This is a genomic window from Streptomyces sp. NPDC001709 (assembly GCF_053596375.1).
Window position 1 is genome coordinate 92,447 of record NZ_JBSFGB010000018.1, and the last position, 17,905, is coordinate 110,351.

The 17,905-nt window shown below is 72.3% G+C and carries 16 protein-coding genes; 2 read left to right on the forward strand and 14 right to left on the reverse strand.

The window, feature by feature from the left end; genetic code table 11:
* Positions 1-6: 6 nt before the first annotated feature.
* The 4 genes from ACWC0C_RS25585 to ACWC0C_RS25600 are packed head-to-tail and all read right to left on the reverse strand — an operon-like array spanning position 7 to position 3,954.
* Entirely contained in the window at positions 7-1,083 is a 1,077-nt protein-coding gene (locus ACWC0C_RS25585) for an ABC transporter ATP-binding protein (protein ID WP_449196748.1), read from the reverse strand.
* 8 nt (positions 1,084-1,091) lie between these two features.
* A complete protein-coding gene (locus ACWC0C_RS25590; protein WP_449196747.1) occupies positions 1,092-1,913 on the reverse strand; it encodes an ABC transporter permease in 822 nt (273 codons plus the stop codon).
* Positions 1,898-2,797, reverse strand: coding sequence for an ABC transporter permease (locus ACWC0C_RS25595; RefSeq protein ID WP_449196746.1), 900 nt, complete (start codon positions 2,795-2,797; stop codon positions 1,898-1,900). Before ACWC0C_RS25595 ends, ACWC0C_RS25590 begins: the two co-directional genes overlap by 16 nt.
* On the reverse strand, positions 2,794-3,954 hold the full coding sequence (locus tag ACWC0C_RS25600; RefSeq protein WP_450866123.1) for an ABC transporter substrate-binding protein: 1,161 nt from the start codon (positions 3,952-3,954) through the stop codon (positions 2,794-2,796). Before ACWC0C_RS25600 ends, ACWC0C_RS25595 begins: the two co-directional genes overlap by 4 nt.
* A gap of 204 nt (positions 3,955-4,158) precedes the next feature.
* Here ACWC0C_RS25600 and ACWC0C_RS25605 point away from each other — a divergent pair, with 204 nt between their 5' ends.
* The gene (locus ACWC0C_RS25605; RefSeq protein ID WP_450866124.1) at positions 4,159-4,899 is read left to right on the forward strand and encodes a GntR family transcriptional regulator; all 741 of its coding nucleotides are present in this window, start codon (positions 4,159-4,161) and stop codon (positions 4,897-4,899) included.
* 178 nt (positions 4,900-5,077) lie between these two features.
* On the opposite strand, the gene ACWC0C_RS25610 is transcribed toward ACWC0C_RS25605, so the two are convergent.
* The 9 genes from ACWC0C_RS25610 to fmt form a co-directional block, all read right to left on the reverse strand.
* On the reverse strand, positions 5,078-5,530 hold the full coding sequence (locus ACWC0C_RS25610; protein WP_030343799.1) for an Lrp/AsnC family transcriptional regulator: 453 nt from the start codon (positions 5,528-5,530) through the stop codon (positions 5,078-5,080).
* 27 nt (positions 5,531-5,557) lie between these two features.
* Positions 5,558-7,045 carry an amino acid permease gene (locus ACWC0C_RS25615; RefSeq protein ID WP_449196743.1) on the reverse strand — a complete coding sequence of 496 codons (1,488 nt, stop codon included), beginning with the start codon at positions 7,043-7,045 and terminating at the stop codon, positions 5,558-5,560.
* Positions 7,046-7,364: 319 nt separating this feature from the next.
* Positions 7,365-8,807, reverse strand: a complete 1,443-nt coding sequence (locus ACWC0C_RS25620) for a GuaB1 family IMP dehydrogenase-related protein (RefSeq protein WP_449196742.1) — start codon at positions 8,805-8,807, stop codon at positions 7,365-7,367.
* Positions 8,808-8,939: 132 nt separating this feature from the next.
* Complete coding sequence (locus tag ACWC0C_RS25625) at positions 8,940-9,254, reverse strand: barstar family protein (RefSeq protein ID WP_449196741.1); 315 nt, start codon at positions 9,252-9,254, stop codon at positions 8,940-8,942.
* Complete coding sequence (locus ACWC0C_RS25630; RefSeq protein WP_450866125.1) at positions 9,251-9,682, reverse strand: ribonuclease domain-containing protein; 432 nt, start codon at positions 9,680-9,682, stop codon at positions 9,251-9,253. The genes ACWC0C_RS25625 and ACWC0C_RS25630 overlap by 4 nt, the downstream gene beginning before the upstream one ends.
* Positions 9,683-10,393: 711 nt before the next feature.
* On the reverse strand, positions 10,394-11,437 hold the full coding sequence (locus ACWC0C_RS25635; protein ID WP_449196740.1) for a sugar-binding transcriptional regulator: 1,044 nt from the start codon (positions 11,435-11,437) through the stop codon (positions 10,394-10,396).
* Positions 11,438-11,527: 90 nt separating this feature from the next.
* The gene (gene rpe / locus ACWC0C_RS25640; RefSeq protein WP_450866127.1) at positions 11,528-12,214 is read right to left on the reverse strand and encodes a ribulose-phosphate 3-epimerase; all 687 of its coding nucleotides are present in this window, start codon (positions 12,212-12,214) and stop codon (positions 11,528-11,530) included.
* Positions 12,215-12,368: 154 nt separating this feature from the next.
* Positions 12,369-13,787 (reverse strand): RsmB/NOP family class I SAM-dependent RNA methyltransferase, encoded by a 1,419-nt coding sequence (locus ACWC0C_RS25645; RefSeq protein WP_450866128.1) that lies wholly within the window; start codon positions 13,785-13,787, stop codon positions 12,369-12,371.
* 79 nt (positions 13,788-13,866) lie between these two features.
* A complete protein-coding gene (gene fmt, locus ACWC0C_RS25650) occupies positions 13,867-14,799 on the reverse strand; it encodes a methionyl-tRNA formyltransferase (protein ID WP_449196737.1) in 933 nt (310 codons plus the stop codon).
* A gap of 271 nt (positions 14,800-15,070) precedes the next feature.
* Between fmt and ACWC0C_RS25655 the strand changes: the two genes are divergently transcribed.
* Complete coding sequence (locus ACWC0C_RS25655; RefSeq protein ID WP_449196736.1) at positions 15,071-15,613, forward strand: hypothetical protein; 543 nt, start codon at positions 15,071-15,073, stop codon at positions 15,611-15,613.
* A gap of 111 nt (positions 15,614-15,724) precedes the next feature.
* On the opposite strand, the gene ACWC0C_RS25660 is transcribed toward ACWC0C_RS25655, so the two are convergent.
* Positions 15,725-17,884, reverse strand: coding sequence for a primosomal protein N' (locus ACWC0C_RS25660; RefSeq protein ID WP_450866131.1), 2,160 nt, complete (start codon positions 17,882-17,884; stop codon positions 15,725-15,727).
* Between the last annotated feature and the right edge of the window lie 21 nt (positions 17,885-17,905).

Consider the following 17,905-nt stretch of genomic DNA (forward strand, 5'->3'; position numbering starts at 1 on the left):
TGTTCCTCACTTCTGGGTACGTTCGGCCACGAGCACCGGCCGCTCGGGCAGCGACACGCCGACGGCGGTTCCGGCGCCGAGCCCGGTGGCCTCGTGGGCGGGCAGGTCGGCCTTGACCTCGGTGCCGTCGGCGAGCCGTACGGTGACCCGGACGACCGCGCCGAGGAAGGCGGTCGCGACGATCCGGGCGGTGCCCTGCTCGTCGGCGTCCACCCGGACGGACTCCGGCCGCACCAGCACGTCCACGGCCCCGCTGGGCACGTCCGAGTCGGTGGGCAGCCGCCGGCCGAGCACCTCGACCGTGCCGTCCTTCAGCTCGCCCGGGATCCGGCTCATCGTGCCGACGAACTCGGCGACGAAGGCGGTGGCGGGGCGGCCGTACAACTCGGCCGGTTCGGCGCACTGTTCGAGGCGTCCGGCGCGCATGACGGCGACGCGGTCGGCGACCGACAGCGCCTCCTCCTGATCGTGTGTCACGAACAGCGTGGTGATGCCGAGTTCCTGCTGGAGCCGGCGGATCTCCTCGCGCAGGGTGAGCCGCACCTTGGCGTCCAGCGCGGACAGCGGCTCGTCGAGCAGGAGCACGCGCGGGCGCAGGGCCAGGGCGCGGGCCAGGGCGATGCGCTGCTGCTGGCCGCCGGAGAGCTGGTGCGGGTAGCGCTCACCCTTGTCGGCGAGGCCGACCAGCTCCAGCAACTCGGCGGCGCGGGCGCGGCGTTCGGCCGTACGGACGCCCCGCATGCGCAGTCCGAAGGCGACGTTGTCGACGGCGTTCAGATGCGGGAAGAGGCTGTACGACTGGAAGACCATGCCGGCGTCGCGGCGGTGGGCCGGGACGTGCGTGACGTCCTCGCCGTCCACCAGGACGGCGCCGGAGTCGGGGTGTTCGAACCCGGCGAGCATGCGCAGCGCGGTGGTCTTGCCGCAGCCGGAGGGGCCGAGCAGGGCCAGGAACTCCCCCGGGCGGACGGTCAGGTCGAGCCCGTCGAGGGCGACCGTTGCCCCGAACTCGCGCCGCAGCGAGCGGAATTCGACGGTGGCGGCCTTTTCCGAGACGGCCTTTTCAAGCGTGGTGGCGGTCATGGTGTGTGTCATCCCCGGGAGTTGGCGGTTCGGGTGCGTCCGCCGCCGGCACCGGCGAGCGCGAGGAGCAGGGCCCAGGTGACGAGCAGGCTGAGCACGGACACGGCGACGGACATCTGGGCCTGCTCGCCGCCGACGTTGTAGATCCACACGGCGAAGGGGGTGTAGCCGAGCAGATGGGAGACCGTGAACTCGCCGAGGACCAGGGCCAGCGTGAGGAAGGAGGCGTTCAGCAGCGCCCCGCGCAGATTGGGCAGGACGGCCCGGACGAGGGCCTTCGGCCAGGACGCGCCGCAGCTGCGGGCCGCCTCGACGAGGGTCCGTACGTCGATGGCGCGCAGCCCCGAGTCCAGCGCCCGGTAGACGAACGGCAGGGCCATCACGACGTAGGCGAGGACCAGCACCATGGGGAAGTCCTGGTTCTGGATCACCACGAACGTCTCGAACAGCGGGGTCCGGGAGAGCTGCTCCGGGCCCCACTTGAGCACGGTGGCGATGCCGGCGACGAACGCGATGGGCGGCACCACCAGCGGCAGCGAGCACACCACCTCCACCACCGGGCGCAGCCGGGGCGAGCCGAGCCGGAGCGCGACCACGGCGGGCACCGTCAGCAGCAGCACGACCGCGATGGTGGCCACGGCCAGCTCCAGCGAGAGCAGCAGGCTGGAGAGGAAGCCGTCGGCGGAGAGGATCTTGGTGTAGGCGTCGAAGGTGAGGCCCTGGCCGGGTACGTCCACCGTGAAGATCGCGGAGGCCGCGAGCGGCACCAGGAAGTACAGGGCGGCGAGGCCGAGGACGACCCACCGCCAGAGGGTCAGGCGTCGAGCCATCGGGCACTCCGTCGCTGAAGGGGCAGGTACACGGCCATCACCAGGCCCGCCACGAGGACCATGTCGAGGCTGAGGGCGAGCGCGACGTTCTCCTGGCCGACCAGCACGTTGCCGGACAGGGCGTCGGCGATCTGCAGGGTGACCAGCGGGACCGCGCTGCCGACCATGGCGGCGGCGGTGGCGTAGGCGGCGAAGGCGCTGCCGAACAGCAGCACCAGGCCGCCGAGCAGCGAGGGCGCGAGCACGGGCAGGGCCACGTGCCGCCAGTACTGCACGCCGGTGGCGCCGTTGTTCAGCGCGGCTTCGCGCCACTGCGCGCGCAGGCCGTCCAGCGCCGGGGTGATGGTGAGGACCATGAGCGGGATGAGGAAGTACAGGTAGACCAGGACCAGGCCCCAGAAGCTGTAGAGGTCCCAGCCGGTGTCCTTCAGGCCCAGGTGCACGGTCAGGACGCCCGCGTTGCCGAGGGTGGCGACGAAGGCGAAGGCCAGCGGGACCCCGCCGAAGTTGGCGAGCACGCCGGAGGCGGTCAGCACGGCCTCGCGCAGCCAGCGCGAGCGGGAGCTGACCACGGCCTGGGCGAGCGGCAGCCCGAGCAGGGCGCCGAGCGCGGCGGAGATCGCGGACAGCTTGACGCTGCCGAGCAGGGCGGTGAGGTACGGGCCCTGCAGCGAGGCGGTCATATTGGCGCCGGTGTACGAGGTGGCGCCGGTCGTGGCGTCCTTGACCGTGAAGGCGCCGTTCAGAATGGCGATGGCGGGCAGGCCGAAGGCGATGGCCGTGAACGCCAGCAGCGGCACCACGGCGAGCCAGCCGGGGGCGCGGCGCCGCCGCTTCGCCGAAGCGACGGGCGCCACGTCCGCGCGCGGGAGAGCGGCGGTCATCCGGAGACGGCCTTACCCCAGCCCTGGGCGATGACCGTCTTGGCCTTGCTCTGCTGGTCCTCGGTCGGGAAGGAGGGCGTGCCGGTGACCTTGGGCAGCTTGGCGGCGGCCGTCTTGTCCAGCGTGCCGGCCTTCTCCATGACGGCCATCAGGGCCGGGCGGGCGTAGCCCTTGAGCCACAGGTTCTGCCCCTCGGCACTGTACAGGTACTCCTGCCACAGGCGGGCGGCCGCCGGGTGCGGGGCGTCCTTGTTGATGGCCTGCGAGTAGTACTGGGCGTACTGGCCGTCGCTCGGGATGACGACCTTCCAGTCGAGGCCCTTGGACTTGAACTCGTCGGCGTAGCCGGCGTTCAGGTAGTCCCAGTCGATGGAGATGGGCGTCTCGCCCTTCTCGACGGTGGCCGGGGTGGACTCGACGGGCGTGTAGTTGCCGTTCTTCTTCAGCTTGGCGAAGAAGTCCAGGCCGGGCTGGATGTTGTCGAAGGAGCCGCCGTTCGCGAGCGCCGCCGCGTAGACGCCGCCGAAGGCGGAGCCGGACTTGGTGGGGTTGCCGTTGAGGGCGACCTGGCCCTTGTACTGGGGCTTGAGGAGGTCCTTGAAGCTGGTCGGGCAGGCCTTCACGCGCTTGGCGTCGCACCCGATGGAGACATAGCCGCCGTAGTCGTTGTACCAGCGGGCCTGCGGGTCCTTCTGGGCCTCGGGGATGTCGGCGTAGGAGGCCACCTTGTAGGGCGCGACCAGGCCCTGCTGGGCGGCGCTCAGCGCGAACGAGGAGCCCAGGTCGAGCACGTCCGGGGCGCGGTCCTGGCCCTTGCGGGTGGTGACGGCGGTGATCTCGTCCTGGCTGGTGCCGTCGGGGCTCTCGTCCTGGATCTTGATGCCGTACTTCTTCTGGAAGCCGTCGATGATCGCGCCGTAGTTGGCCCAGTCGCGGGGCACCGCGATGATGTGCAGCGTGCCTTCCTTCTTGGCCGCCTTGACCAGGGCGTCCATGCCGCCGAAGTCGGCCGCGGAGGTGGCGGTGGCGGCGCTCTTGCCGTCCTTGGTGGTGGTCGACGCCTTGTCGGGGGCGGCACCGCAGGCGCTGAGCGCGAGCGCGGCGACGACGGCGAGGGAGCCGCCGAGTGCGGCGTTTCTCGGCAGGGACACGGTCACGGTCTCTCCAGGGGGACGCATGAGGGGAGGGAGAACTTGTCTGAACAAGTTGCGTCACAGTACGCCCGCTCGCGGTGTCCTGTCTGTAAACGCGAGCGAAACTCTGGGCCCTGTTTGGCTGCACAATCCAGACCGTTGCAGATCACGCTCAGGTCTCGATTAGGCTGGTCACGCTGTGCACAGCGACCTGAGCAGAGGGGAAGCATGACGGCGCGACACGAGGAGATCGCCGACGAACTGCGGCGGGCCATCGACCGCGAGGAGTACACGGTCGGCAGTCGCCTGCCCTCGGAGTCGGAACTCGCGACGCACTACGGCGTCTCACGCGGCACGGTCCGCCAGGCCGTCGCGACCCTCACCTCCGAAGGCCTGATCGGCTCCCGCCAGGGCGCCCGGCGCGTGGTCCTGGCCAGCCGCCGCAGCCAGAGCTTCGAGGAACTGCGCAGCTTCGCCCAGTGGGCCCGGGCGATGGGCCGCGAGGCCACGGGCCACGTGGTGGCGCAGGAGTACCGCCCGGCGACGGCCGAGGATGCCGTGCGCCTCCAACTGCCCGTCGGCACACGGGTGTTGCACGTGCTCCGGGTCCGGGGCCTGGACGGCGAACCGGTACTGCTGGAACGCACGGTGTACGCCGACTGGATCTCCTCGGCGGTCGAGCCGATCGAGCCGGACTGCCCGTCCGTCACCCAACGCCTGTACGACGACACGGGGTTGGTCTTCGCCTACGGCGAGCACATCATCGACGCGGTGGCGGCGGGCGCCCAGGACGCCGAGCTGCTGGAGGTTCGCCGGACGAGTCCGCTGCTGCGGGTGCGGCGGGTGACGACGACGCGTGAAGGGCGGCCCGTGGAGTGGTCGGACGACCGGTACCGGTCGGACGCGGTGAGCTTCAGCGTGCGGAACTCTATCGGCAGCAACTCGCTGGCGCGTAAGGCCGCGGAGTAGAGCTCGGGGCGCGATGCCGTATGCCGAGTGCGCGTCCGTCGTGGTTTCTCGCGCAGTTCCCCGCGCCCCTTGAGGCATGCTCGACCGCAACTTCCTCATGGGCGCGGGGAACTGCGCGATCAGCCACGATTCACCCGCACCCGGCATACGACATCGCGCCCCGAGCTGGAATCCGTCTTTATCCCGGCGCGCCCGACGAGAAGCGCCGCAGCAACGGCGACAGCACCAGCACCGACTTGGTCCGCTCCACGAACGGCTCCCCGGCAATACGCTCGAGCACCCGCTCGAAGTGCCTCATGTCGGACGCGAAGACCTGCGCGATCGCGTCCGCGTCCCCGGTGACGGTGGACGCGGCCACGACCTCCTGGTACCGCTCCAGCCCCCGCTGAATGGTCTCCGGCGAGGTGTTCCGCCGGCAGTAGATCTCGATGTACCCCTCGGTCTCCCAGCCGAGCGCCGCCGGATCCACCCGGACGGTGAATCCGGTGATCGCTCCGGTGGCGCGCAGCCGGTCCACGCGCCGCTTCACCGCGGGCGCGGACAGGCCGACCATCTGCCCGATGTCCGCGTAGGAGCGGCGGGCGTCCTCGGCGAGGGCGTGCACGATGCGTTCGTCGAGATCGTTCAGCACAGGGGGTGGTTCACTTCTTCGGTTCGGTCACTTCTCTGCCGTCACCGCGAGACCCTCACCGGTCGCGAGACGGGAACGGCGATAGCCGTATACGAAGTAGAACACGAGCCCGACGGCCATCCAGACACCGAACACGATCCAGGTGACGGTGGAGAGGCTGATCATCATCCACACGCAACACACGAAGCCGAGCGCGGGCACCAACGGTGAGAACCGGACCCGGAAGGTGCGGTTCATGTCCGGGCGCGTCCGGCGCAGCACCACGACCGCGATGTTGACCAGGCCGAAGGCGAACAGCGTGCCGATGCTGGTGGCGTCCGCGAGCTGGCCCAGCGGGATCGCGGCGGCGAGGACACCGCAGAACACCGACACGATGACCGTGTTGGCACGCGGGGCGCCGGTCTTCGGGTGGACCTTGGCGAAGACCTTGGGCACCAGGCCGTCGCGGGACATGGCGAACAGGATGCGGGTCTGGCCGTAGAGCACGGTCAGGACGACGCTCGCGATGGCGATGACGGCACAGAAGGCCAGCAGGGTGGCCCAGAAGCTCTGCCCGGTGACGTCCTTCATGATCTGGGCGAGCGCGGCCTCGGAGTCGTTGAACTGCCGCCACGGCTTGGCACCGACGGCGACGGCCGCGACCAGCACGTACAGGGCGGTCACGATGACGAGCGACAGCATGATCGCGCGGGGCAGGTCGCGCTGGGCGTTCTTCGCCTCCTCACCGGCGGTGGAGGCGGCGTCGAAGCCGATGTACGAGAAGAACAGCGTGCCGGCGGCGCCGCTGACGCCCGCCATGCCGAGCGGCATGAAGTGGGAGTAGTTGCCGGACTTGAAGCCCATGAAGCCGATCGCGCAGAACAGGATCAGCGCGGCGATCTTCACGCACACCATGATGGTGTTGGCCCGCGCGGACTCCTTGGCGCCGCCGAGCAGGAACGCCATCGCGAGGAGCACGACGATCAGGGCCGGCAGGTTGAAGATGCCGCCGTCGCCGGGAGGCGCCGACAGGGCCGTCGGGATGGTCACGCCTATGGTGCCGTCCAGCAGCTCGTTGAGGTACTCGCCCCAGCCGACGGCCACGGCGGCGACCGAGACGCCGTACTCCAGGAGCAGACACCAGCCGCAGACCCAGGCGATGAGTTCGCCCATGGTTGCGTACGCGTACGAATACGAGGAGCCGGAGACCGGGATGGTACCGGCCAGCTCGGCGTAGGACAGGGCCGAGAACAGCGCGGTGAGACCGGCGATCACGAAGGACAGGGTGACGGCCGGGCCCGCCTTGGGCACGGCGTTGCCAAGGACGACGAAGATGCCGGTGCCGAGCGTGGCACCGATGCTGATCATGGTCAGCTGCCACAGCCCGAGGGAGCGCCGAAGCGATCCTCCTTCGCCGTGGCCGCCCTCCGCGACCAGGCGTTCCACGGGCTTGCGCCGCATGAGGCGCGCGGCGACACCCGGGGACGCGGGGGCGGTCGCTGTGCGGTCGTGCGGGGGTGCGCCTTGGTCGAGCACGCGCTGGCTCCTTAATCCTGCGGTCATTGCGGGCGGGGACCGGTGGCGGCCCTGCGCGGGCGGAAACCCACCGAGCGGGGTCCCCGCCACACCACGTACAGACGAGCACCCTATGAGGCGGGCCTTCACGGGCGTAATGCAGCAACCTTGCGCGTCCCCGGATGATCATTGCGTTCGTCGGACCGGAATGACAAATCGTTGCGCCCGGGCTGTCGAGCGTTGTGCGGCGACCTCGGATGCACCTTCGCCCCGTACGCCGACGGCCCCCGGCCCTCCCTGGCGCGGGAAGGACGGGGGCCGTGGGGGAACGTTTCGCCGGTCAGCTCCAGCTGGCGTGCAGCGGCTTGCCCTCGGCGTAGCCGGCCGCGCTCTGGATGCCGACGATGGCCTTCTCGGCGAACTCCTCCAGAGAGCCGGCGCCGGCGTAGGTGCAGGAGGAGCGCACGCCCGCGATGATCGAGTCGATCAGGTCCTCGACGCCCGGGCGGGCCGGGTCGAGGAACATGCGGGAGGTGGAGATGCCCTCCTCGAACAGCGCCTTGCGGGCACGGTCGTACGCCGACTCCTCCGACGTACGGTTGGCCACCGCACGCGCGGACGCCATGCCGAAGGACTCCTTGTAGGCGCGCCCGTTGGCGTCGTGCTGGAGGTCGCCCGGGGACTCGTAGGTGCCCGCGAACCAGGAGCCGACCATCACGTTGGACGCGCCGGCCGCGAGGGCCATGGCCACGTCGCGCGGGTGGCGGACACCGCCGTCGGCCCACACGTGCTTGCCGTACTTCTTCGCCTCGGCGGCGCACTCCAGCACGGCGGAGAACTGCGGCCGGCCCACGCCGGTCATCATGCGGGTGGTGCACATGGCGCCCGGGCCCACACCGACCTTGATGATGTCCGCACCGGCGTCGATCAGGTCCTTGACGCCCTCGGCGGAGACGATGTTGCCCGCGACGAGCGGCACCTGCGGGTCGAGGGCGCGCACCAGCTTGATGGCGGTGATCATCGACTCCTGGTGGCCGTGCGCGGTGTCGATGACGAGCGTGTCCACGCCCGCGTCGAGCAGCTGCTTGGCCTTGCCCGCCACATCGCCGTTGATGCCGACGGCGGCGGCGATGCGCAGCTTGCCGTTCGCGTCGACGGCCGGGGTGTACAGCGTGGCGCGCAGGGCGCCCTTGCGGGTGAGGATGCCGGCGAGCTTGCCGTCCTTGTCGACGGCCGGGGCATAGCGCCGGTTGTGGTGGTCCAGGGTGTTGAAGGCCTCGCGCGGGTCGATGTCCGCGTCGAGGAGCAGGAGGTCCTTGGACATGACCACTTCGAGCTGCGTGAAGCGGTCGACGCCGGTCAGGTCCCGGTCGGTGACGACACCGACGGGACGCTGGTCCTCGTCCACGACCACACCGGCGTTGTGCGCACGCTTGGGCAGCAGCGCGAGTGCGTCGGCGACGGTCTGGTGCGGGGCCAGCACGATCGGCGTGTCGAGCACCAGGTGGCGGCTCTTCACCCAGGAGACGACATCGGTGACGACGTCGATCGGGATGTCCTGCGGGATGACCACCAGGCCACCGCGGCGGGCCATCGTCTCGGCCATGCGGCGGCCGGCGATGGCGGTCATGTTGGCGACGACGAGCGGGATGGTGGTGCCCGTGCCGTCCGGCGAGGCGAGGTCCACGCCCTGACGCGAGCCGACCGCGGAGCGGCTCGGCACCATGAACACGTCGTCGTACGTCAGGTCGTACGCGGGCTGGATGTCATTGAGGAAACGCACGTGCTGCACATCCCAGTCGATCAGAGGTGACCCCCCGACAGGTGTGCCGGGGGGAAAGAGCACGTACTTCATTGTCCCATGTCGGGACCGCTGTCACGCCCCCACGGAACATCCAGGGTGACCGCCGATCACCTAGGAGGATCCTCCAAGGGCCAGGGCCACGCAGAGGGCGGGGGTGTGGTCCGCGGCCTCGGCGAACACCTCCTGCGCGATCCGCCACTCGTCCGGATGCGCCTTGGCGTACGGCTGCCAGTTCCGTACGACGACCAGCAGTCCCCGCTCGACGGCGCCCTCGGGCCACACGGTGTGGTCGCCGAGCGAGTCGGCCAGGGCGTCCCAGTTGCGGCCGAACCAGTCGGGCAGCGCGAGAGCACGGGCGGCGCGGTCCATCAGGCCGGCCTTGTCCGTGACCCCGTCGAGGTCCAGTGTGACCAGGAGTTCCGTCATCTCAGCACCGCCCGGAACGAGTCGTAGTGATCATCGGTGTAGTAGATCTCCCCTCCCTGACCGGTGACGATGCGCCGGGCCCCGCGATCGCGCGAGCCGGGCGTCCTGACGGTGTACTCGTGGTAGTAGCCACGCTGATGCCTGGGCAGACGCCCCTCGAAGTTCCCGAAGACGACGCCGTCCTTGGCGTAGGGAAAGGGCCCGCCCTTGTCGATGAGTGCGAGCGTCCTGCGCGCCTCGGCCGGCAACTGGGACTCCCTGACCGTGCCCATGCCGTGCGGCGCCCAGGCGGGCCCGGACACGCTCGCCCCGACACCGGAGCCCGGCCCCGAACTGGTACCGGCACCGGACGAGCATCCCGCAAGCAGAACGGAGAGCACGACGGCCAGCAGCCCTGTGAGCAGACGGGCCGGGGTGAGAGCCCGCATGGGGGTAGGCGACGGACTCAGGGACCGTCCAGGCGCGCAGGCCGAGGCGTTGCGGGGCGGCGCCGACGCCCGCCCCGGCGTATGGACCGGCGTCAGTGACCACCTCGGCAGGTGGGGGAGGAACCGCGGCAACATGCCGACGATGCTGCCACGGCCGTCCCGCTCGAACTCCGGCACGACCCGCCGTACCGTCCCCGCACGCGCCGGTTGCGCCTCGCTGCGCCATGCCCTCAGTCGCCGGGGCTTGCCCCGCCCGTCACGACAAGCGAGCGAGCAGAAGCCGGACGACGCGCTGGCACGCCTCACGTCGACCACCACGACCTGCCGTGGCCCGACCGACGCCACCACCGTGCCGGAAGCCGCCACGACGGACGGGCACACCGACGACCGACACCGGGCCGACGCCCCCGCCCCACCGCAGCCCGCCACGACCACCACGATCGACCGGGCCCAGAACAACCACCACGCCCGACCGACGCCCCCGCGACCAGCACCACGACGGACGGGCACACCGAGGACCGACACTGGGCCGACGCCCCCGCCCCGACCAACCACGACCACCACGATCTGCCGGGTCCAGCACACCCACTACGCCCGACCGACGTCCCGCGCGACCACCACCGCGCCCGGCGCGGAGCGGCCACCACGACCCCCGGAGTTCATCGCCACCCGCCCCGCTCTCGTGCCGCGGCGGTCGGCGCCGGGGCGCCGTCAGTGGCCGTCCGGGTCCGAGCGGCTGAGCGTCGGCTTCGGCGTCGGGCCGGCCGTCATCAGGTAGTCCGCGGCGGAGGTGTCCGTGACCAGGCTGGTGACCAGGCCGGAACGCAGCACCGCGTCGATCGCGGCCGCCTTGCGCTGACCGCCGGCGATCGCCACGACCTCCGGGATACGGCGCAGCTGGTCGGCCTTGACCGTGATGCACCGCTCCCCCAGGTCCCGCCCGATCCGGCGCCCCTCGGCGTCGAAGAGGTGCGCGGCCATCTCGGCGGCGACGCCGAGCGAGGCGTAGTGCGCCCGTTCCTCGTCGCTGAGCATGTCGTGCACGGTCGAGATGCCCGGCTCCCAGGAGCCGATGGAGACACAGGCGACCGTGACCTTGTCGAAGTACTCGAAGGCCCGGGCGATCCCGGTCTGGTTGCGCAACGCGGCCGCGGTGGCCGCGTCCGGCAGCAGCATCGGCGCGTAGATGGGGTGGGCGTCGCCGCCCGACACCTGGGCGGCCCGGCGCACGGCCTCGACCGAGCCCCGCTCCGAGGTCCCGGCGTCGTACACGCCCGTCAGCTGCACCACCGTGCACGGCGGCAGCCGGTCGAGCGCCGCCGCCATGTGGATCGTGGACCGGCCCCAGGCCAGCCCGAGCACGTCCCCCTCGTTGACGAGCTCGCCGAGCAGGTCGGCGGCGACCTCGCCGAGGTTCTCGGGGTCGGGGGTCTCCTCCGCCTCGGCCGGGGACTCGACCACCACGGCGTTCCTCAGGCCGTAGCGGGCGCGGAGCGCGTCGGAGCGCTCGGCGTCCAGCTCGGCCGGGACACGGATCTCGATGCGTACGAGATCCCGTTCGAGGGCCGTCTCCAGGACCCGGGCCACCTTGAAGCGGCTGACGCCGAACTCCTCCGCGATCTGGATCTTGGACTTGCCCTCGAGGTAGAAGCGGCGGGCCATGGCCGCCGCCTGCACCAGCTCAGCGGGTCCCATCCGCATGGCTGACCGGCCCGCCGACATACCCGACACGGCGATCTCCTCACTGCTGTTCACACTCTGGATTCGCCGTTCATCCTTGCAGATTCGGCGCAGCTGATCCGCCCTGAAGGGCGGCCTTCCCTTAACCGTTCACGTAGCTGTGGCTCAGTGGTCGCATGCCCAGGACGCCTTTGCGATGGCCGTCTCCGCCTGCGTGCGCAGGGCACGGACCGCCTCCTGCGGGTCCTTCGCCCCGTACACGGCCGAGCCGGCCACGAACACGTCCGCTCCCGCGTCCGCGCACTGCTCGATCGTCGAGGCCGAGACACCGCCGTCCACCTGGAGCCACAGCTGCAGGCCGTGCTTGCTGATCAGCTCACGGGTGCGGCGGATCTTCGGCAGCATGATGTCGAGGAAGGCCTGGCCGCCGAAGCCGGGCTCGACTGTCATGATCAGCAACATGTCGAGTTCCGGCAGCAGGTCCTCGAACGGCTCGATCGGCGTCGCCGGCTTGAGCGCCATGGAGGCACGCGCGCCCATGGCCCGGATCTCCCGGGCGAGCCGCACAGGGGCGGCGGCCGCCTCCACGTGGAAGGTGACGGAGGAGGCGCCCGCCTCGACGTACTGGGGTGCCCAGCGGTCGGGGTCCTCGATCATCAGATGGCAGTCCAGCGGGGTGTCCGTCGCACGGGCCAGGGACTCCACGACCGGCACGCCGAGCGTGAGGTTCGGGACGAAGTGGTTGTCCATGACGTCGACGTGGAGCCAGTCGGCGCCTTGAACCGCCTTGGCCTCCTCCGCGAGGCGGGCGAAGTCGGCGGACAGGATGCTGGGGTTGATCTGCACGGCCATGCCCCAAGACTGCCATGCCGCTGCGCTCGGCTGTAACGGCGGTCCTTACGGTTGAGTGTCGTCTGCGGCCCGGTGGGGGCTTGTCGCGCCCCGCGGCGGAGCCGCATATCGATACAAGCCCCGCGCCCCTGGGTTGGCTGCCGTCGGCGGTGCTTCAGCCCGTTCTGCGGATCAACGCCAGGTACATGGCGTCCGTGCCGTGGAGGTGGGGCCAGAGCTGTACGTCGGGGCCCTCGCCCAGCGCGGGCACTCCCGGCAGCATCGGGCGGGCGTCGATCAGTTCCACCTCCGGGCGCCGCTTGAGGACGTCGGCGACGACCGCGCGGGTCTCGGCGAGGTGCGGCGAGCAGGTCGCGTAGCCGACGATCCCGCCGACGCGCACCGAGTCGAGCGCGGTGCCCAGCAGGGCGCGCTGGAGGGGCCCGAAGTTGTCCAGGTCCTCGGGGCGCCGCCGCCAGCGGGCCTCGGGGCGGCGGCGCAGCGCGCCGAGCCCGGTGCACGGCACGTCCATCAGCACCCGGTCGAAGCTGCCGGGCCGCCACGGCGGCCGGGTCCCGTCGGCGGCGATCACCTGGTACGGACCCGGGTTGCCGTGCAGTGCCTTGGCGACCAGCCCGGCCCGGTGCGGCTGCTTCTCGGAGGCGAGCAGCATGGCCCCGCGCTCGGCGGCGAGGGCGGCCAGCAGCGCGGCCTTGCCGCCGGGCCCGGCGCACCCGTCCAGCCACTTGCTGTCGGCCCCCTCGAGGGGCGCGTTGGCGAGGGCGAGGGCGACCAGCTGGCTGCCCTCGTCCTGCACTCCGGCCCGCCCCTCGCGCACGGCCTGCACCGCGCCCGGCTCGCCGCCCTCGGCGAGCCGAACGGCGTACGGCGACCAGCGGCCCGGTACGGCGGCCTCCTCGCGCAGCAGCTCCTCGGCGGTGGCCCGCCCCGGCCGCGCGACCAGCGTCACCTCGGGCCGTTCGTTGTCGGCCTCCAGCAGGTCCTCGATACCGGCACGCCCGCCGCCGAGGGAGTCCCAGAGCGCGGAGACGACCCAGCGGGGATGCGAGTGCACGACGGCGAGGTGATCCTCGGGATCCTCGTCGTACGGCGGCGCGACCTTCGCCAGCCACCCGTCGAGATCGTCCTGGGCCACCTTCCGCAGCACGGCGTTGACGAACTTGGCCCGGCCGTCGCCGAGCACCGCGCGAGCCAGCTCGACGGAGGCGGACACGGCGGCGTGCGTCGGGATCCGTGTGCCGAGCAGCTGGTGCACACCGAGGCTGAGCACATCGAGCACCGGCGGGTCGACCTCGCGCAACGGCCGGTCGACGCAGGCGGCGATCACGGCGTCGTACGTCCCCTGCCGGCGCAGCGTGCCGTACACCAGCTCGGTGGCGAGGGCGGCATCCCGCGCGTCGAAGTCGCCCTTTTCACGCGCCTTGCGCAGCAGGGGGGGCAGCACGAGGTTGGCGTACGCGTCCCGCTCGTCGACCGCGCGCAACGCCTCGAAGGCCAGGATGCGGACGGGGTCCTTCTGCGGACGGCGGTAGGGCTTGGCGGGCCTGTGGGGCCGCCGGGACTGCTCGCTCACGAAAAAGGTGCTCCGGATATGAGGAAGGGGTGCGGTTCCAGCCTACGTCGATACCCCGTCGCCTCCTCCGGCCGGGGCGTCAGCCGCCGAGCGTCTCGGTCTCGGCGATGCGCACGCCACGCGCCCAGTCGGCGGCGCGCATCGGCTTCTTGCCCTGTGCCTGCACCCAGAGCAGCTCGATGGCGTACGAACCGGTGCCCACGTGCACGCTGTTCTTGCCGACCGCCATCCGTCCGGGGGCGAGGTCGGTGCGCTCGGGCACGGGCGTGACCTGGATGAGCTTGAGCCGCTCGCCGCGGAAGGTGGTCCAGGCGCCGGGCGCCGGGGTGCAGCCGCGCACGACCCGGTCGACGCGCAGCGCGGGCGCGGCCCAGTCGATCTGCGCGTCCTCGACGGTGATCTTCGGCGCGAGGGTGATGCCCTCGGCCGGCTGCGGTACGGCCTTCAGGGCGCCGTCCTCGATGCCGTCCATGGTCGCGGCGAGCAGCCCCGCACCGGCGAAGGCGAGCCGGGTGAGCAGATCGCCGCTGGTGTCGGTGGGCCGGATCTCCTCGGTGACGGTGCCGTAGACGGGCCCGGAGTCGAGGCCCTCCTCGATGAGGAAGGTGGAGGCGCCGGTGATCTCGTCGCCGGCCATGATGGAGTGCTGCACCGGCGCCGCGCCGCGCCAGGCGGGCAGCAGCGAGAAGTGCAGGTTGACCCAGCCATGGGCCGGGATGTCGAGGGCGGCCCTGGGCAGCAGGGCGCCGTAGGCGACGACCGGGCAGCAGTCCGGGCCGATCTCCTTCAGCCGCTCCAGGAACTCCGGGTCCCGCGGCTTGAGGGGCTTCAGCACCTCGATCCCGGCCTCCTCCGCCCGCTCGGCCACGGGCGACGCGACCAGCCTGCGCCCGCGCCCGGCCGGCGCGTCGGGCCGCGTGACGACGGCGGCCACCTCGTGCCGCCCGGAGGCGATCAGAGCGTCCAGAGCGGGAACGGCGACCTCGGGGGTACCGGCGAAGACGAGCTTCATGGGCGGGATCGGGCCTCTCGGGCGGGGGTTGGACGGGCAGCGCACCAGTCTATGACCACTGCGGGAGGGGCGGGGCGGGACCGCGGACGTGCGGACACCGACGGCGGGTGAAAGAGCCCGGGCGCGCGCCCTGTCAACCGGCGTACGCATATGCCCGTACGCCCCCACCCCGTGACCAGCGGAGCGCACACGCGTTGGTCAAGAGAGAGTTGACCACATAGGGCCGCTTAGCGGCCCAATTCCTTTCAACGCCGGTTCGAGAGGCTTGTTCATGGCCGACCACGCAACCCACGACGCCCAGGCCCGGGCCAGCCTGCACTTGCTGGTGCGGGACATCGAGCGGGTCCGCCGGCAGGTGGACGCGCTGCGTACGCTCACCGCCCAGCTGGGCAACGTCTACCGCCCGCGCCGCTCCGGCCCGTCCACGGGCTTCGTCGTCTACGGACGCGCCCCCGCCCCGACGGTGCGCCTCGCCCAGGAACTCCGGGACAGTGTCGAAACCCTGGTCACGGCCGCCGTGGACTTCGACCGCTCACTCGGCTTCTCGTGGGACGCGGTGGGCTCGGCGCTCGGAGTCACCAAGCAGGCGGTGCACCGCCGTTACGGCGCTCGCCGCGCCACGGCCCAGGCGGCCGCCGAGGCCGAGCGGGCGCCGGAGCCGTCCGGTACCCGCACGCTCAATGTGAACACCGGCCTGCCCGCGGTCCCGACGGTCCCCGCAGCCCGCTCGATGCCCACCCAGCCGACCGCGGGCAGCCAGTCCCTGCGCGACGACGCCCGCCCGACGGCCTTCCCCGGCCCACGCAACGGCTGACCAGCCGCCGCCACCTCCGCCCTGCCCTCCCGGCTCCACCCGGGAGGGCAGACACGCGTATGGACGATCAAGCCACCGCTCGGGTCGGAGAGCCTCACCCGATGTCCGGCCTCACCCGATGTCCGGCGGATCGATCCGCACCCGCACCGCCTCCCCGCTGCCCCGCGCCATGCGAGCGGCCTGGGCGGACTTCAGAGCGGAAGCCAGCGCGGCACCGCTGCCCGGCGGCACCCGGACCAGCGCCCGCTCCCAGTGCTCCCCCGGCAGCGGCGCTCCGGGTCTGCGCGGCCGCCCCGGCGGCGTCGGCGGTACCGGCACCGGCCCCAGCACCTCCGCGTCCGGCGGTAGCCCGACCGAGCCCAGGAACTCGGCGACGGCCGCCGCCGTGCCGGATACGGCCGCCATCCGCGACACCGGCGGAAAGCCCAGCTCGGCCCGCTCCGCCAGTTCCCGCACCGCGTGCCCGACGGGGTCCCAGCGCACCAGCGCCTGCACGGGCCGCAGCGTCGGCTCGGCCACCACGACCACCGTGCCCCCCTCGCCCTGCGGCCGTACCAGCGCGCCCGCCGCGATCCACCGGCGCAGCGCGTCCTCGCCGGCCCGCAGGTCGGGTCGTACGAGCATGGCCCAGCCGTCCAGCAGCAGGGCCGCCGCGTAACCGCCCTCGGCGATCGGTTCGGCGCCCGGTGTGCTCACGACCAGCGCGGGCGTGCCCGGCACCGTGTCCAGCACGTGTTCCCGCCCCGAGGTGCGCACCGGGACGGCGGGAAAGGCGCGCCCCAGCTCCTCGGCCGTCCGCCGCGCCCCCACGACCTGGGCCCGCAGCCGGAAGCCGCCGCACTCGGGGCAGTGCCACGCGCTCTCCTCACGCCCGCACCAGCCGCACCGCAGAACCCCCGCGTCCTGCCCCTGGAGCGGCCCCGCGCAGTGCCGGCACCGGGCGGGCGCCCGGCACTGGGCGCAGGCCATGCGGGGCGCGTAACCGCGCCGGGGCACCTGCACCAGCACGGGTCCGTGCCGCAGGCCCTCGCGGGCCGCCTGCCAGGCGAGGGTGGGCAGCCGGGCGGCGCGGGCGGCCTCGTCGCGTGCGAGGTCGTCGTCCCCGACCGTCCGGACCAGGGGGGCGGCCCGGCGCACCTGCTCCCGGCCGGCGCCCAGCGGCCGGGCCCAGCCGCTCTCCACGAGCTGGGCGGCCTCCACGGTGCAGCTCCAACTCCCCAGCAAGAACGCGCACTTGTCCAGAGCGGCGCGCAGCAGCAGCACATCGCGCGCGTGCGGCTGCGGGGCGTGCTGCTCGCTGTGGCTGTCGTCGCCGTCGTCCCAGATGGCGACGAGTCCGAGGTCCTGTACGGGCGCGAACATAGCAGCCCGGGTCCCGACCACGGCCCGTACGGCTCCCCGGCGCACCGCGAGCCACTGCGTGTACCGCTTCTCGGGCCCGGCGTCGGCGGTGAGCAGTGCGTGCCGGCCCGTGCCGAGCAGCCGGGTGAGTGCGGCGTCGACCCGCGCGGCGGCGCGCCCGTCCGGTACGACGACCAGGGCGCCGCGTCCCGAGGCGAGCGTGGCGGCGACGGCACGGGCCAGCTCCTCGCTCCACAGCGGGCCCGGCAGTGCGCTCCAGACGGCCCTGGGCGACCCGCCCGAGGCCAGCGCGTCGAGGAACGCTCCCCCATGCTCGTACCGCCCCCAGGAGGCCGGCTCCGGCGCCTTCGGGGGCGGCAGCGGCGCGGGGGACGGCCGCTGCTCGGCGCGGGCGCTGCGCGGCGGTACGGCCAGCTGGAGGACATCGGCGAGGCTTCCGGCGTACCGGTCGGCCACGGCCCGGGCGAGGCCCAGCAGCTCCTCGCTCAGCACCGGCTCCGGCGACACGACCTGGGCCAGCGCGGCCAGGGGCCCGGAGTAGTCGGACTCGGCCCGCCGCTCGACGAGGAAGCCGTCGATGAGACCGCCGCCCTCGCGGCGCCCGTCGCGCACCCGGTTCCGTCCGGCGCCGAACCGCACCCGCACCCGCACGCCGGGCTGCGCCTGTTCGTCCAGTTCCTCGGGGACCGCGTAGTCGAAGTACCGGTCGAGGTGGAGTACGCCCTTGTCGACCAGCACCCGTGCGACGGGCAGCTCCTTGGCGAGTGCGGCGCCCCGCCAGGTCCGCGGCTTGGCGCGGGGTGTCTTCGCCTTGCGCACGCTCTCGCGAATGAGCGCGAGCTGCTCCGGCGGCGCCCCTTCGGCCCCGCCGTCCCCTTCTGCTCGGGGTGCCCCGTTCTCGCTGCTCACGCTTGCATTCTTACCAAACGG